This window comes from Mycolicibacter icosiumassiliensis (assembly GCF_900078685.2).
GTDB classification, from domain to species: Bacteria; Actinomycetota; Actinomycetes; order Mycobacteriales; family Mycobacteriaceae; genus Mycobacterium; species Mycobacterium icosiumassiliensis.
Window position 1 is genome coordinate 3,629,306 of record NZ_LT546166.1, and the last position, 15,715, is coordinate 3,645,020.

At 68.1% G+C, this 15,715-nt stretch carries 14 protein-coding genes; 6 read left to right on the forward strand and 8 right to left on the reverse strand.

What is annotated here, in order from left to right; all coding sequences use genetic code 11:
• Positions 1 to 33: 33 nt before the first annotated feature.
• Complete coding sequence (locus tag BN4346_RS41260; RefSeq protein WP_407695114.1) at positions 34 to 3,339, forward strand: helix-turn-helix transcriptional regulator; 3,306 nt, start codon at positions 34 to 36, stop codon at positions 3,337 to 3,339.
• A gap of 4 nt (positions 3,340 to 3,343) precedes the next feature.
• Here the strand turns inward: BN4346_RS41260 and BN4346_RS41265 are convergent, their stop codons facing one another.
• Complete coding sequence (locus BN4346_RS41265; RefSeq protein WP_067975311.1) at positions 3,344 to 4,333, reverse strand: malate dehydrogenase; 990 nt, start codon at positions 4,331 to 4,333, stop codon at positions 3,344 to 3,346.
• A gap of 173 nt (positions 4,334 to 4,506) precedes the next feature.
• Between BN4346_RS41265 and corA the strand changes: the two genes are divergently transcribed.
• Positions 4,507 to 5,541, forward strand: coding sequence for a magnesium/cobalt transporter CorA (gene corA, locus BN4346_RS41270; RefSeq protein ID WP_067975314.1), 1,035 nt, complete (start codon positions 4,507 to 4,509; stop codon positions 5,539 to 5,541).
• Between the two features lie 9 nt (positions 5,542 to 5,550).
• Here the strand turns inward: corA and BN4346_RS41275 are convergent, their stop codons facing one another.
• The 6 genes from BN4346_RS41275 to BN4346_RS41300 all read right to left on the reverse strand — a co-directional run bounded on the left by BN4346_RS41275 (position 5,551) and on the right by BN4346_RS41300 (position 11,039).
• On the reverse strand, positions 5,551 to 6,153 hold the full coding sequence (locus tag BN4346_RS41275) for a suppressor of fused domain protein (protein ID WP_067975317.1): 603 nt from the start codon (positions 6,151 to 6,153) through the stop codon (positions 5,551 to 5,553).
• Positions 6,153 to 7,310, reverse strand: coding sequence for an ABC transporter ATP-binding protein (locus BN4346_RS41280; RefSeq protein ID WP_067975320.1), 1,158 nt, complete (start codon positions 7,308 to 7,310; stop codon positions 6,153 to 6,155). Before BN4346_RS41280 ends, BN4346_RS41275 begins: the two co-directional genes overlap by 1 nt.
• 4 nt (positions 7,311 to 7,314) lie before the next feature.
• The gene (locus tag BN4346_RS41285; RefSeq protein ID WP_067975322.1) at positions 7,315 to 8,142 is read right to left on the reverse strand and encodes a carbohydrate ABC transporter permease; all 828 of its coding nucleotides are present in this window, start codon (positions 8,140 to 8,142) and stop codon (positions 7,315 to 7,317) included.
• The gene (locus tag BN4346_RS41290) at positions 8,139 to 9,020 is read right to left on the reverse strand and encodes a carbohydrate ABC transporter permease (protein ID WP_067975324.1); all 882 of its coding nucleotides are present in this window, start codon (positions 9,018 to 9,020) and stop codon (positions 8,139 to 8,141) included. Before BN4346_RS41290 ends, BN4346_RS41285 begins: the two co-directional genes overlap by 4 nt.
• Positions 9,017 to 10,438 carry an extracellular solute-binding protein gene (locus BN4346_RS41295; protein ID WP_067975328.1) on the reverse strand — a complete coding sequence of 474 codons (1,422 nt, stop codon included), beginning with the start codon at positions 10,436 to 10,438 and terminating at the stop codon, positions 9,017 to 9,019. Before BN4346_RS41295 ends, BN4346_RS41290 begins: the two co-directional genes overlap by 4 nt.
• A 73-nt stretch (positions 10,439 to 10,511) precedes the next feature.
• The gene (locus tag BN4346_RS41300) at positions 10,512 to 11,039 is read right to left on the reverse strand and encodes a general stress protein (RefSeq protein ID WP_067975330.1); all 528 of its coding nucleotides are present in this window, start codon (positions 11,037 to 11,039) and stop codon (positions 10,512 to 10,514) included.
• A 121-nt stretch (positions 11,040 to 11,160) separates the two neighbouring features.
• Here BN4346_RS41300 and BN4346_RS41305 point away from each other — a divergent pair, with 121 nt between their 5' ends.
• Positions 11,161 to 11,382, forward strand: a complete 222-nt coding sequence (locus BN4346_RS41305; protein ID WP_078058769.1) for a DUF4190 domain-containing protein — start codon at positions 11,161 to 11,163, stop codon at positions 11,380 to 11,382.
• Between the two features lie 185 nt (positions 11,383 to 11,567).
• On the opposite strand, the gene BN4346_RS41310 is transcribed toward BN4346_RS41305, so the two are convergent.
• Entirely contained in the window at positions 11,568 to 12,536 is a 969-nt protein-coding gene (locus BN4346_RS41310; RefSeq protein WP_078058770.1) for an HpcH/HpaI aldolase/citrate lyase family protein, read from the reverse strand.
• A gap of 24 nt (positions 12,537 to 12,560) precedes the next feature.
• Between BN4346_RS41310 and BN4346_RS41315 the strand changes: the two genes are divergently transcribed.
• The 3 genes from BN4346_RS41315 to BN4346_RS41325 all read left to right on the forward strand — a co-directional run.
• Complete coding sequence (locus tag BN4346_RS41315) at positions 12,561 to 13,859, forward strand: magnesium transporter MgtE N-terminal domain-containing protein (protein ID WP_067975338.1); 1,299 nt, start codon at positions 12,561 to 12,563, stop codon at positions 13,857 to 13,859.
• Positions 13,856 to 14,374, forward strand: coding sequence for a DUF1003 domain-containing protein (locus BN4346_RS41320; RefSeq protein WP_067975342.1), 519 nt, complete (start codon positions 13,856 to 13,858; stop codon positions 14,372 to 14,374). The genes BN4346_RS41315 and BN4346_RS41320 overlap by 4 nt, the downstream gene beginning before the upstream one ends.
• A gap of 118 nt (positions 14,375 to 14,492) precedes the next feature.
• Positions 14,493 to 15,715 (forward strand): lytic transglycosylase domain-containing protein (locus BN4346_RS41325; protein ID WP_067975407.1); only part of this gene is annotated, 1,223 nt, incomplete at its 3' end.

Consider the following 15,715-nt stretch of genomic DNA (forward strand, 5'->3'; position numbering starts at 1 on the left):
TTTGCCGACCTTCCAGGTCGCATGCTGGCTAACATGAGCGAACGCACGGACACGGCGAACTGGAGTGAGTTGGGCGTGAGCGAACTCCCGACCGGAACGGTGACGTTGCTGCTGGCCGACGTCGAGGGCTCCACGCAGCTCTGGGAGACCCAAGCCGAACGGATGACGGCTGCGATCGCGAGCCTGGACCGTACCCTCGCCGAAGTTCTCGCTGCCCATCACGGGGTGCGGCCGATCGAGCAGGGTGAGGGCGACAGCTTCGTGGCGGCGTTCGCCCGGGCCAGCGACGCCGTGGCCTGCGCCTTGGCATTGCAGCGTGCACCGCTGGCACCGATTCGGCTCCGGATCGGCCTGCACAGCGGCGAGGTGCAGTTGCGCGGACAAACCAGTGAAGCGGGCAACTACATCGGGCCGACCATCAACCGCACCGCCCGCATCCGCGACTTGGGGCACGGCGGCCAAACCGTCCTCTCGGCAAGCACCGAAGCCCTCGTCATCGACCGGCTTCCGGCCGACACCTGGCTCATCGAGTTGGGCAGCTACCCGTTGCGTGGGCTGCCCCGGCCCGAGCGGGTGCTGCAACTGTGCCACCCGGATCTGCGCAACGACTTCCCGCCGCTGCGGGCATCCACGGCCGTCGCGTCTACGCATCTCCCCCCTCAGCTGACCAGCTTCATCGGACGTGGCGCCCAGATCGATGACGTGCGGACGCTGTTGGCCGACAACCGATTGGTCACGTTGACCGGTTCTGGTGGCGCGGGCAAGACCCGGCTGGCGGTCCAGATCGCCGGCCTGTTGGCGGACCAATTCGCCGACGGCATCTGGTATGTCGATCTGGCGCCGATCACCGATCCGGAGCTGGTGCCGATGATCGCGGCTCGGGCGCTGGGCCTGCCGGATCAGCCGGACCGCTCCGCGACGGACACCCTGATCCGCTGGATCGGCGAGCGCCACCTCCTAGTGGTGCTGGACAACTGCGAACACCTCCTCGACGCCTCCGCAGCGCTGCTGCTCGGCCTGCTCGGCGGCTGCCCACAAGTGGTCTTCCTGGCCACCAGCCGAGAACCGATCGCGGTGGACGGCGAGGTGGTCTGGCGAGTGCCCTCGCTGTCGCTGGCCGACGAATCGATCAGCTTGTTCACCGATCGAGCCCGCCACGCCCGTCCGGACTTTCACGTCACCGACGACAACGCCGCCGCGATCGCAGAGATTTGCCGGCGACTCGATGGCATGCCGCTCGCGATCGAGCTCGCAGCCGCACGGGTGCGGGCGTTGTCGCTCGAGGAGATCCTCGAGGGGTTGCATGACCGGTTTCGGCTGCTGACCGGCGGTTCGCGTCGTGCGGTGCGTCGTCAGCAGACGTTGCACGCATCCGTCGACTGGTCGCACGCCCTGCTCACCGATCCTGAGCGGGTGTTGTTCCGGCGACTCGCCGCCTTCATGGACGGTTTCCATCTCAACGCCGCCCAGTTTGTGACCGGATGCGGATCCATTGCCAGCCATCAAGTGCTCGACCAACTCACCCTGTTGGTTGACAAGTCACTGGTGATTGCCGAAAAGACCGCCGGCCCAACGCGATACCGGATGCTGGAGATGGTGCGCCAGTATGCTCTGGAAAAGTTGGGCGAGTCCGGCGAAGCCGACGCCATCCGGGCCCGCCATCGCGACCACTACACCGCGATGGCAGCCGCGCTGGACAACCCGCCCCATGACGGCCACGAACTGATGCTGGCGAGAGCAGACGCCGAGATCGACAATCTCCGTGCTGCTTTCGCGTGGAGCCAAGAGAACGACGAGGCTGAGCAGGCATTGGCTCTGGCGTCATACCTTCTTCCGCTCTGGCTGGGGCACGGCCGCATCGCCGAAGGGGTTACCTGGTTCGACACCGTGCTGCGCGACAGTGCGGCGCGGGGCATCGCGCTCGCTCGGCCGATACGGGCGCGGGCACTGGCCGATCACGCGCTGCTCAACGCGTGGGGCCTGGCGTTGAACAGCTTGGACGAGGCGCAGGAGGCGGTCGCGATCGCACGCGAGCTGGATGATCAGGCGCTGCTGGCCCGGGCGTTGACCGCCTGCGTCAGCATTGCCGCCTACAAAGCCGACGTGGCGGCGCCGTATTTCGCCGAAGCGATCGAGCTCGCCCGCGCCCTGGATGACCGCTGGCGGCTGAGCCAGATCCTCGGTTGGCAGACCTACGCGGCAGCAGTGACAGGTGACCTGAACGGCGCCGCCACGATCGGCCAACAGGGGCGCGAGCTCGCCGATTCCCTTGGTGACCAGTTCAACTCGCGCTACTGCCGCAACTGGCAAGGAATGGCACGCTACATGCTGGGCGACCTGGCCGGGGAGGTCGCGCGCTGCCAGGAGATGATCGTGGAGGCGGATGGCGCCGCAGACCTGCTCAACCGGTTCCTGGGCCTGCAGAACCTGGCGCTGGCGTCGGCCTTTCGGGGCGAGATCGGTCCAGCCGAAGACGCGTTGGAGGCGTTGATCGAGACCGGCGCCGAACTCAGCGGCGTGCACGAGGGCGTCGCCCATATGGCGGTGGGATTCGTGGCGTTGGCCCGCGGCGACGCGGCCGCGGCAGCAGTGGCGCACCAGCGGATGTGGCATCACATCGGCGTCTACAGCCAGATCGCCGCGATATTCCGTTGGTGCCGAGCCGAGACCGCAGCGGCACTGGGCGATCTGGCTGCCGCTGCGCAATGGGCCGACGACGGCGTCGCCGCCACGACGGGGTGGTACCGAATGATGGGACTCGTTCCGCGTGCGCGCGTTGCGATTGCCCAGGGCGAACCCGAGCGGGCCGAGCGCGACCTCTACGAAGCGCTCGCGATCGCCGCCGACATCAAGGCACAGACCGGGGTTCCGGAGATTTTCGAGTGCCTGGCCGCCACAGCCTCGCGCGCCGGCAGCACCCAGGAAGCCGCCCGACTGTTCGGCGTCGCCGACGGAATCCGGCGACGCACCGGCGCCGTCCGATTGAAAATCCATGACGCCGACTGGCACGCCTGGCTGACCGCGCTGCGGGATTCGATGGACGACAACGACTTTGACTCCGCCTGGGCCGAAGGCGCCGCGTTGTCCACCGCGGACGCCATCGGCTACGCCCTGCGCGGTCGTGGCGAACGCAAACGCCCCGCCAACGGTTGGGGCTCACTCACCCCGACCGAGCTCGACGTCGCTCGACTGGTCAGCGAAGGACTGCCGAACAAGGACATTGCCGCTCGGCTCTTCGTCTCGCCGCGCACCGTGCAGACGCATCTGACCCACGTCTACACCAAGCTCGGGCTCACCTCCCGAGTGCAGCTCGCACAGGAAGTCGCCCGCCGGGTTTAACGCCTCAGATCAGGCCCAGCCCAGTGACCGCTTCGCGCTCCTCGGCCAGCTCAGCGGTCGAGGCGTCGATCCGGCTGCGGGAGAAGTCGTCGATCTCCAGGCCCTGCACGATGCTCCAGTCGCCACCGGACGTGGTGACCGGGAACGACGAGATCAGACCCTCGGGCACACCGTAGGAGCCGTCGGAAACCACGGCCATCGACACCCAGTCACCGTCCGCGCTGCCCAGCAGCCAGTCGCGGGCGGCGTCGACGGTGGCCGACGCCGCGGAGGCCGCCGACGAGGCGCCTCGCGCGTCGATGATCGCCGCGCCACGCTTGGCGACGGTGGGGATGAAGTCGTTCTCGATCCAGGCCTGGTCGCCGAGCACCTCGGCGGCGTTACGCCCGCCGACCTCGGCGTGGAACACGTCCGGGTACTGGCTCGCGGAGTGATTGCCCCAGATCGTCATCTTCTTGACGTCGGTGACCTTGGCGCCGGTCTTGGCGGCCAGCTGCGAGATGGCCCGGTTGTGGTCCAGGCGGGTCAGCGCGGAGAAGCGCTCGTTGGGGATGTCGGGGGCGTTGGTCATCGCGATCAGCGCGTTGGTGTTGGCCGGGTTGCCGGTCACACCCACCCGGATGTCGGAGGCCGCGACCGCGTTGAGGGCCTTGCCCTGCGCGGTGAAGATCGCACCGTTGGCTTCCAGCAGGTCGCTGCGCTCCATGCCCGGGCCACGCGGGCGGGCGCCGACCAGCAGCGCCAGGTTGACGCCGTCGAAGATCTTGTTTGCGTCCGAGCCGATCTGCACACCCGACAGCAGCGGGAAGGCACAGTCGTCGAGCTCCATGACGACACCCTCGAGCGCCTTGAGGGCGGGCTCGATCTCCAGCAGGCGCAGTTCGATCGGCCGGTCGGGGCCCAGCAGCGAGCCGCTGGCAAGGCGGAACAACAGGCTGTAGCCGATCTGGCCGGCGGCGCCGGTGACGGCCACCTTGAGTGGGGTTTTGCTCACGTCAAGTGCTCCTCGAACGAGTTCGGCTGGTCTGGCTTTGGTCCGGGTCGAAACTAGCGCACCGGCGTCGTCACCGAAACTTCGGGACCTCCAGCCCACAGTCGCGCTAACCGTGCACGTTGGCGCCAGACGCGTAGCATTTCACCGGCACCTGCGCCGGAGGGAGAGCGGCCATGACGGCGTTGCAAGACCCCACACCCCGCGTGCTGGTCGACTGCGGTGTCTATGCAGACGGCGAGCGGATTCCCGGCGAGTTCACCCCGGCCGGAGCGCGGGCTAAGGTACGCGAGATCGAGGCCGGTGGCCGCGAAGCGTTCGTCTGGGTCGGCCTACACGAACCGGGCGACGCCCAGATGCAGGGCGTGGCCGCCACCTTCCAACTACACCCGTTGTCCGTCGAAGACGCCGTTCAGGCACATCAGCGGCCCAAACTGGAGCGCTACGACGACACCCTGTTCCTGGTGCTCAAGACCGTCAACTACGTCGCGCATGAGTCGGCGGTGCTGCCGCGCGAGATCGTCGAAACCGGCGAGATCATGATCTTCGTCGGCAAGAACTTCGTGGTCACCGTCCGGCACGGTGAACACAGCGGTCTGGCCGCAGTCCGCAAAAAAATGGACGCCGATCCCGAGCAGATGCGGCTGGGCCCGTTCGCGGTGATGCATGCCATCGCCGACTACGTGGTGGACCGCTACGTCGAGGTGACCAATCTCATGGAAAGCGACATCGACGTCATCGAGGAGGTGGCGTTCGCGCCGGGCACCCGTACCGATGTCGAACCGATCTACCAGATCAAGCGCGAGGTCGTCGAGCTGCGCCGTGCCGTCGCGCCGCTGACCGTGCCGTTTGAGCGGATGCAGACCGACTACCGGGATCTGATCTCCAAAGAGGTCCGGCGTTACCTGCGCGACGTGGCCGACCACCAGACCCGCGCCGCCGAGCAGATCGCCGGATACGACGAGCTGCTCAGCTCGCTGGTGCAGGCCGCGCTGGCGCGAGTGGGCATGCAGCAGAACACCGACATGCGCAAGATGTCGGCCTGGGCCGGCATCATCGCCGTGCCTACCATGATCGCCGGCATCTACGGCATGAATTTCGATCGCATGCCGGTACTGCACTGGGCGTTCGGCTATCCGGCGGTGGTGACGGGAATGTGTGTGATCTCCGCGGTGCTCTACCGCGCGTTCCGCCGCAACGGCTGGCTCTGAGCCGACCCCTTATTGGGGCTCGGAGGCGCGGCGCAACGGGTCGAAGACGTCCACGCCGTCCGAGCGCCAGGCCTCGCGCATCGCCTCCGCGCCCTTGAGCCGCACCCACGCCGCCTCGGTCGCGGTGATCGGGGTGGCCGACAAGAACCGCACCGGCTCCCGCGGCGGCGCCAGCGTCACCTCGGCGATGTCGCTGTCACCCAGCAACACCGCGGTGAACGGCACCGGACCAGACGGCCCGGTCCACAACGGCCCCCCGAGGTCGATCAGCGCATCGGGCGCCAGCACCACCCCTTCGACCACCGGCGCGGCCGCAACCGCGGCGAGACTGCGGGCCAGCCCGGTGTCAGAACCCGAGGAGCGCAGGCTCACAACGATTTCGGCGCGGGGGCCGTGCACCGGATCGGCCAAGAGCTGCCCGGGGTCACCCATGGAGTGGCGCGAGCAACCCGCCGAGACGTAATGCACCATCCGGTCGGGTCCTGGCCCGAACCGCAACACCTCGATGGGCTCGACACCCAGAAACGTCACCCGCGCCGTGTCGGGCTCGGCGGCGACGTCCGCGAAGTGCCGCAGAACATGCTCACGCACCCGGTCCAGATCGTCGCTCATCACGCGGCCGGCGGCACGGTCAGGTTCACCCCGGTCTTGGCGTCGAACACGACCACCTTGTCAGGGTCCAGTGCCAGCTCGATCGGCTGCCCACCGGCCGCCTTCGACGCAGCGGGAACCCTGGCCACCAGATCGTTTTCGGCTGGCGCGTCGGCGGATTCGTTCGGGGTGAAATACAGGTACTTGTCGGCGCCCAGCGATTCGACGAGGTCGACGCGGGCCGCGAACTTCACCGCGCGGCCACGCTGTGCGGCGTCGGTAACAGCGGCGTCGAGAAGCGCGGCGTCGCCCAAATGCTCCGGGCGTACCCCGATGACCACCTCACCGCCGGCCGGCGCGGGATGCTTGCCGATCGACGCGCGTGTCGCCGCATCGAGCGGTACCTCACCGATGGGCAGTCGTGCGCCGGTCGCGGTCAGCGTGCCCGGGAAGAAGTTCATCGCCGGAGAGCCGACGAAACCGGCGACGAACAGGTTGGCGGGGCGCTCGTAGAGTTCCTCGGGCGTGCCGACCTGATGGGCGATCCCACCGTGCATCACCACTACCCGGTCCCCGAGCGTCATCGCCTCGGTCTGGTCGTGCGTGACGTAGACGGTGGTGGTGCCCAGCCTGCGCTGCAGCCGGGCGATCTCACTGCGCATCTGCACCCGCAGCTTGGCATCCAGATTCGACAGCGGTTCGTCCATCAGAAATGCCTTGGGGTGCCGCACAATCGCCCGGCCCATCGCGACCCGTTGGCGCTGGCCGCCGGAGAGCTGCGACGGCTTGCGATCCAGCAGAGCCGTCAAGTCGAGGATTTCGGCGACCTCGGCTACCTTCTCGGCGATCTGCGGCTTCTTCATCTTGGCCAGGGTCAACGGGAACGCGATGTTGCCCCGCACCGTCATATGTGGGTAGAGCGCGTAGGACTGAAACACCATGGCGATGTCGCGGTCCTTGGGCGCCCGCTCGTTGACGCGTACACCCCCGATGCGCAACTCCCCCGACGAGATCTCCTCCAGGCCGGCGATCATGTTCAGCGTGGTGGATTTTCCGCAGCCGGAGGGCCCCACCAGAATGATGAACTCGCCGTCGGCGATGCTCAGCGACAGATCCTTCACCGCCACTGCGCCATCGGGGTAGCTCTTGGAGATGTGGAGGAGTTCGATCTCTGCCATCGGCCTATCCCTTCACCGCGCCGGAGGTCAGTCCCGCCACGATCCGTCGTTGGAAGATTAGAACAAAGACGATGATCGGCACGGTGATCACCATTGCGCCCGCCGCGATCGATCCGGTCGGCTCCTCGAATTGCGAACTGCCGGTGAAGTTGGCGATCGCCACCGGCGCGGTGACCGACGCCTTGGTCGCGGTCAGCGACAACGCCAACAGCAGGTCGTTCCAGGCGAAGATGAAGACCAGAATCGCGGCGGTGACGATGCCCGGCGCCGCCAGCGGCGCAATCACCTTGCGGAACGCCTGACCGGGGGTGGCGCCGTCCATCTTGGCGGCCTTCTCCAGGTCCCACGGGATCTCTTGGAAAAACGCCGAGAGGGTGTAGATCGCCAGCGGCAGCGCGAAGGTGATGTAGGGGATGATCAACCCCAACCAGGTGTCGAACAGCCCGGTGGCTCGCTCGATGTTGAAAATCGGTGTCACCAGCGATATCTGGGGGAACATCGCGATCAGCAGCGCCGCCCCGACCAGCAGCCGTTTAACGGGGAAGTCCAGGCGGGCCACCGCGTAGGCGGCCATCGCGCCGATCACCACCGCGATCACCGTGGTGATCAGACCGATGCCCACCGAGTTGATCAGCGCCGAGCCGAAGACGTCGCCGGCGAAGATGCCGCGGTAGTTGTCCAGGGTCACCGTGGACGGAATCAACTTGCCGTCCTTGACCGTTGAGGTGGGTTTGAGGGACAGCGAGAAGATCCACAGCACCGGGACCAGTGCGTAGAGCACCACGGCCAGGTCGATGATCAGCCACGCGGTGCGGCGGCGAAGCTCGGTCATTGCTGGCTCGATCCCGGTGCCGCGGCGCCGAACACTTTGACGAACACCCACGCGATCAGCGCCACGCAGATGAAGATCAACACCGAGATCGCCGACCCCAAGCCCACGTTGAATCCCTTGAACAGGTTGTCGTAGCCCAGGATCGACACCGAGCCGGTGCTGTTGGAGCCGTTGGTGAGCACGTAGATGTTGTCGAAGATCCGAAACGCGTCCAGCGTGCGGAACAGCAATGCCACCAGGATCGCCGGTTTCATCATCGGCAGAATGATGGTGACCAGGCGCCGCCAGGCGCCGGCACCGTCCATCTGTGCTGCCTTGAGCAGTTCGTCGGGCACCAGGGCCAGCCCGGCCAGCAACAGCAGCGCCATGAACGGCGTCGTCTTCCACACCTCGGCCAGCACCACGATCCCCAGCGACGGCAGCTGATGGGTCAGCGGCGCACTGCCGGTCGGCAGCAGATTGGCCAGGTAACCGGTCCCCGGAGTCCAGGCGTAATACCAGCTGTAGGCGGCCGCGACGGTGACGATGCCGTAGGGCACCAGTACCGCCGTGCGCACCATGCCCTTGGCGAACAGGCTGCGGTGCATCACCAGTGCCAGTGCCAGGCCGAAGACGAATTCGAAGGCCACCGAGACCACCGTGATACCCAGTGTCACCGCGAACGCGGTCCACCAATAGGAGTCGGTCAGGGTGGTCTGATAGTTGGCCAGGCCGACGAACGCGGTGTCCTCGGGGGTGGCCAAGTTGTAGCGCAGCAGGCTCAACCAGATCGCGTAACCGATCGGATAGGCCGTCACGGCCAGCATCAGGATCACCGCCGGCGCGACCAGTGCCACCGCGAGCCGGCGCTGTGAACGGACGTCATCGGCGTGGGTCACGGGATCAGTCCCTTGCCGTCGATGGCCTTGCGCACCTGCACGGTGAGTTCATCGGCGGTGCGCTCGGGGTCGATGGCGCTGATCGGCGCCAGCGTTGCCGATATCCGGGTCGACACCGCCTGGTAGACCGGTGTCACCGGTCGCACCGCGGCGTCGGTGAGCTGTTGACGAATCACGTTGTGCTGCGGGTACTTCTCCTGGAATTGCGGGTCGGCGTACACCGAGGCACGCACCGCGGGCAACCCGCCTTCGATCGCGACATATTTCTGGTTCGCCGCGTTACGCAGACAGCGCACCGCCTCGAACGCCTCGGCACGATGCCGGGTGGTCCTGGCCACCGCCAGGTTCAATCCACCGAGAGTCACCTTGGCCGGATGCCCCGGAAACACCGCCGGATACGGCGCATACCCGAGCACGTTGCGGCTGGCCTCATAGGCAATGCGGTACTGCTCGTCGCTGGGCGCAAAGGCGCCGACGCCGTCGATGCTGCCGGCCAGGTCCGAACGCCCTTGCAGCGGAAGGAACCTCACCCCGCCTTTGACCGCGTTCTCCAGCATGGACGGCAGCACGAAGGGCCAGTTGACCTCCAGCGCCGCCTTGCCCTGCTCGAACGCCAGCCGGGCGGTGCCCTCATCGCTCTGGGTGATCGACGGGTCGGCGCCCGGGGCGGTTGCCACCGCCTTCATGACCCGCAGCGCGGCGATGGTGGCGGCCCGATGCTCAGCGGTGTCGGTGAGGGTGACGGTCTTGCCGTCATCGCCCAAGACCCGGCCCCCGGCACTTTCCAGCAGCGTGTTGAACCACACCACCAGACCCTCGTATTGCTTGGCCTGCACCGCGATCCAACTGGGCTCGCCGGCGGCGTGCAGGCGGGTCGCCTCGGCGACCATGCCTTCCCAGGTGGTCGGCGCTGACTTCATCAGATCCGGCCGGTACCAGAGCAATTGGGTGTTGGTCACCACTGGTGCGGCATAGAGCCGGTCCCGCCAGCGGGCAGTCGCCAGGGGCCCCGGCAGGGTGTCGTCGACGGCGTCGGCCTCGGCTTTGCCGGCCGGGTCCTCCGCCAGCGGCAACGCCCAGCCGGCCTCGGCGAATTCCGCCGTCCACACCACGTCGAGGCCCATCACGTCCAGGGTGCGGTCGTTGCCGGTGAGGCGACGGGCCAGTTGCAGGCGCTGGTCGTCCGCGGCACGCGGCAAGCTGAACTGCTCGACCCGGTACCGGCCCCCGGCCGCTTCGGTGCAGCGCGCCGCGATGACCCGGAACGTCGCGGTGTCGTTGGCCGGGGTGTACACGCTGATCACCGGGATACCGGCGGCCGGCCCGGACGAACCGCAGGCCGATCCCACCGACGCAACGCTCAGTGCGGTCAGCGCAGCCGCGCCCAGCCGCCGTACGCGACCGCGCCGACTCGCCACGCCACCCGCCTCCCGTTGCCGTTTCGTGCCACGACGGTAAGGCCGCCGGACCGCGCGACGCAACAACGCCGAGTCAGAGCGTCAGCTTCGCCAACAGATCCCGGCCCTGCTCGGCACTCTGCGGGTCACACAGCACGTCGTAGCGGCCGGCAACCAGCTGCATGGTCGAGCTGAAATCCCTTGTACCGCGGGCCATCGCGTAGGGGACCGATGAGGTGATCAAGCCGAAGAACACCCCGGCGATCAGGCCGGTCACCAGCGCCTGGGTCGGGTTTTCGCTGAAGATGCCCAGCACCAGGCCGATGAACAGGCCCAGCCAGGCTCCGGTCAGCACACCGCCGCCGAGAACTTTGGGCCAGGTGAGCCGGCCGGTGACCCGCTCGACCTGCATCAGGTCGACGCCGACGATCGTCACCTGGTGCACCGGAAACTGCTGATCGGACAGGTAGTCCACCGCGCGCTGCGCCTCGGCGTAGGTGGGGTAGGCCCCGATCGGCCAGCCTTTCGGCGGGGTCGGCAGCCGGCTCACATCACGGCGCCCCGGCGCACCTGCCGCGCCGAGTGGATCGGGAGTCTGTCCGGGCTGGAAGGGGCTGGTCATGGGATTTCTCTCTCCTCGCTCCGGGAAGCGGCTGTCGGACGACGAGCCGGCCGCGGCGCATCGGCTAGGTTGAACAGCATGACAGCTCACGGCGGGGATTCTGGCGAGAATCCACGAGGCAATGCCGACCAGCCCTGGGCCGACCCGGGTGCGCCCGCGCCCGTCACTGCTCGGCCTGGTGTTCTGGCCGCTCGGGGTGGCCGGTGTCATCCTGGGCGTCGTCGCCTTGAGCCAGATCAAGTCGACCGGTGAGGCCGGTCACGGCATGGCAGTGGCCGGAACGGCGATCGGCGGTGTCGCCGTGACGCTCTCGTTCATTCTCGCGATGATCGCGCTGAACTAGGACGGGCGCCGAGCCGAGGCTCCGAGAGGGGCCGCCGGGGGGAATGGGACAGTTGCCCGCCTTTGAGCGACAACGCCGGGTACGTCGACGAATCCATCACGATTTGTCGCTCAAAGGCGGGCAATTGTCACTATGGGTCAGTCCGCGGACGCGGCTCAACCCCAACACCGGTCCGCGGCACGGCGCTAGGCCGTCGGCGGCGTGAACGGCGGTGCCGCACGGCGCATTCCGGCCGCCCGGCCCTTGCCCGCCACCACCAGAGCCATCTTGCGGCTGGCCTCGTCGAGCATCTCGTCGCCGAGCATCACCGCACCGCGGGCTCCGCCGGCCTGCGAGGTGTGCCACGCATAGGCCTCCAGGATCAGCTCGGCGTGGTCGTACTCGGATTGGCGCGGGCTGAAGATCTCGTTGCCCGCCGCGATCTGGTCGGGGTGCAGCACCCATTTGCCGTCGTAACCCAGCGCGGCCGAGCGGCCCGCCACCCGCCGGAACGCCTCGACGTCACGCACCTTCAGATACGGCCCGTCGACGGCGGCGACCCCGTGAGCGCGCGCCGCCACCAGGATCGTCATCAATACGTGGTGGTAGGCGTCGCCCTCGGTATAGCCCTCGGGCTGCTCGCCGACCTCCAGGGTGCGGGTGTTGAGACTGGCCATCAGATCGGCCGGTCCGAGCACCAGCGCCTGCACCCGGGGCGCCGCGGCGATCGCGTTGATATTCATCAAGCCGCGAGCGTCCTCGATCTGGGCGTCGATACCGATCTGCCCGACCGGCAGCCCGTGGATGGTCTCCAGCTGGGTGAGCAGCAGATCGAGGGCCTGCACATGCGAGGCGTCCGACACCTTCGGCAGCACGATCACGTCGAGTCGGGTGCCGGCGGCGCCGACCGCCGAGACCACCTCGATCAGGTCGGCATGGGTCCACGGTGTGGTCCAGTCGTTGACCCGCACTCCCAGCAGCGGCGCCGTCCAGTCCGACGCGGTGAGCGCCTGGGCGACCAGGGCCCGGGCCTGCTCTTTTGCCGCTGGGGCGACAGCGTCCTCCAGGTCGAGGAACACCTCGTCTGCGGACAGGCCCTTGGCCTTGTCGATCATCTTCTGGCTGCTGCCAGGTACCGACAGGCAAGTACGGCGGGGGCGATACACGTTGGTCACCTAAATACTCCTACCCTTTCAACCATGGCGTCGAGCAACAGGGTTTACGCAGCGCGGCTTGCGCGGATGCTGGTGCTAGGCCCGTTCGGCGAATCCGTCGGTCGAGTCCGCGATGTGGTGGTCAGTCTCAGCATCGTGCGTCAGCAGCCGCGGGTCCTGGGACTCGTAGTCGAATTGCCCACCCGCCGACGCATCTTCGTGCCAATTCTGCGGGTCGCCTCGATCGAGCCCAACGCGGTCACCCTGAACACCGGAACGGTGTCACTGCGCAAGTTCAACCAGCGGCCCGGCGAAGCACTCGTGCTCGGCCAGGTCCTGGACACCAAGGTCCGGGTCAACGACCCGGAGCTGCCAGAACTGGCCGGCGTCGACGTGGCGATCACCGACTTGGCCATCGAACAGAGCCGCACCCGCGACTGGCTGGTTACCCGGATCGCGGTGCGGCACTCCCGGCGGCTGGGCCGGCGCGCCGCCGTACACATCGTGGACTGGCACAACGTGCAGGGCCTGACCCCGTCCGCGCTGGCTATGCCCGGGCAGGGCGTGGCGCAACTGCTGCAGCAGTTCGAGGGCTGGCGGCCGATCGAGGTCGCCGACGCCATCCGCGAGCTGCCGCCCAAGCGCCGCTATGAGGTCATCAACGCGCTGGACAACGCACGGCTGGCCGACATCCTGCAGGAGCTGCCCGAGGAACGTCAGGCCGTCGTGCTGGGCCAGCTGGGCACCGATCGGGCCGCCGACGTGCTGGAGGAGATGGACCCCGACGACGCCGCGGACCTGCTGGGCGTGATGAACCCGACCGAAGCCGAAGCCCTGCTGGCGCGGATGGACCCCGACGACTCCGATCCGGTCCGCCGACTGCTGGAGCACTCCCCCGACACCGCGGGCGGGTTGATGACCACCAATCCGGTAGTGCTGACCGCCGACACCTCGGTTGCCGAGGCACTGGCCCGGGTCCGCGACCCCGACCTCACCCCGGCGCTGTCGTCGCTGGTTTTCGTGACCCGGGCTCCTACCGCTACCCCGACCGGCCGCTACCTGGGCTGCGTCGCGCTGCAGCGGCTGCTGCGGGTGCCACCGGCCGAACTCATCGGCGGGTTCGTCGACTCCGACCTGCCGGCATTGAACCCCGAGGTGTCGCTGGCGGAGTTGACCCGCTACTTCGCCGCCTACAACCTGGTCTGCGGGCCGGTGCTCGACGAACAGAATCACCTGCTGGGCGCGGTGACGGTCGACGACGTGCTGGACCACCTGCTGCCCGATGATTGGCGCGAAACACCCGAGCCGGACCTGGGGCCCAAACTCGCCGGGAGGCCGTCGTGACCGACCGCTCAACATCGCAGCGGCTCTCCACGCCCCGCACCTCGCGGCTTCCCAGCCTGAACATGGATCCCGACGCGCTGGGCCGGTTCACCGAATCGGTGGCGCGGTTCTTCGGCACCGGGCGCTACCTGGCCATTCAGACCGTGCTGGTGGTCGGATGGATCCTGCTGAACGTCTACGCGGTCAGCGTGAGGTGGGACCCGTACCCGTTCATCCTGCTCAACCTGGCCTTTTCCACCCAGGCCGCCTACGCCGCTCCGCTGATCCTGCTGGCACAGAACCGGCAGGAGAACCGTGACCGGGTCAGCCTGGACGAGGACCGCCGCCGGGCCGCACAGACCAAAGCCGACACCGAGTACCTGGCCCGGGAACTGGCGTCGCTGCGCCTGGCGGTCGGCGAGGTTGCCACTCGCGACTACCTGCACCATGAACTCGAGCGAGTCCGGGAACTGCTGGAGTCCCTGCGGCCGGAGTCCGACTCCGCCGCCTCAGAGCCCCCGCACCGGCCGTCCTGACCGGTGGCGCGGACCAGATAACGGTCATCAGCAGGACATGCGTTGGGTATGGTGACCTAGTTCACGAAGCCCGTGCGGTTTCACCAGGCTTTTTCAAGGCGGAAAAAGGGGCGGTCGAGTGCCAACAAGGGGCGGCGCAGTGGAATGCGTGTCCCGCGCTGCCAGGCTGCGGCGGGCGGTCCGTTCGGCCCTGCGACCCGCGTTCGGCCTGACCTGCATCACCCCGCTGGTGTTCGCCGGCGCCGTGGGTGCCACGCCCCGCTCTCCGTCGACCTCGCTCCCGCTGCGCAACGCCGCGGTCACCCCGCTGGCGGCTTCGGTGCACACGTCCGGCCGCTCATCAGGCCCGTCCGTCGTCGCGGTGCCCCGCCCGCAGGCGAATGTGCGCGTCGCCGCGGGTGCCCCGTCAGCGCCACCGGCGGCCGTGGTCTATGCGCCGGGGACTTTGGGGATTCCCACGACAGCGCTGGCGGCCTACCGCAACGCCGAGCAGCAGATGGCGGTCGCCGCGCCCGACTGTGGGATCAGCTGGAACCTGCTGGCCGGGATCGGACGTATCGAGTCCGGGCACGCCAATGGCGGGGCGACCGACACCCGCGGCAACGTGCTGCAGCCGATCTACGGGCCGGCGCTGGACGGCACCTTGCCGGGGAACGAAGTCATCGTGGCCAGCAGCGCCCCGGGCCGGGTGGTCTACGCCCGGGCACTGGGCCCGATGCAATTCCTGCCGGGAACCTGGTCGCGTTATGCCGCCGATGGCGATGGCGACGGTCGGGCGGACCCGCAGAACGTCTACGACGCGACGCTGGCGGCAGCGCGGTACCTGTGCAGTGGCGGGATGAACCTGCGCGAACAGTCGCAGGTCCTGACCGCGATCCTGCGCTACAACAACTCGATGGCCTACGCGGAGAACGTGATGGGCTGGGCGGCGGCCTACGCCACCGGGGTGGCTCCCGTCGACCTGCCACCCATCGTGGGTCCGGCACCGCCGATCGCGGACCTGCAGCTGGAGCATCTGGAACACCCGGAGGGGCTGGGTCCGGAATCACTCAGCTTGCACGGGATGTCTCGAGTCGATCACCCCGCCGAATCGTCCCTGATCGACCTGGGCCAGCCGAGTCTGGAGACCCAGCTGGCGAATCTGCCGTGGATGCCGCCGTGGATGACCTCCACCGAACAGCAGCTGCCGCGGCCCTCGGCGGCCTGCCGGATGATCTGCCTGGAGCCACAAGCCGTGCCGGTGCCCGAGGCGGCCCCGAACGGCGTCCCGCCGGCCCCCTTCGGTCCCCCGGAGGCGCCACAAGCCGCGCCTGCGCCGATGCCGGCCTACGCCGTCGCGCC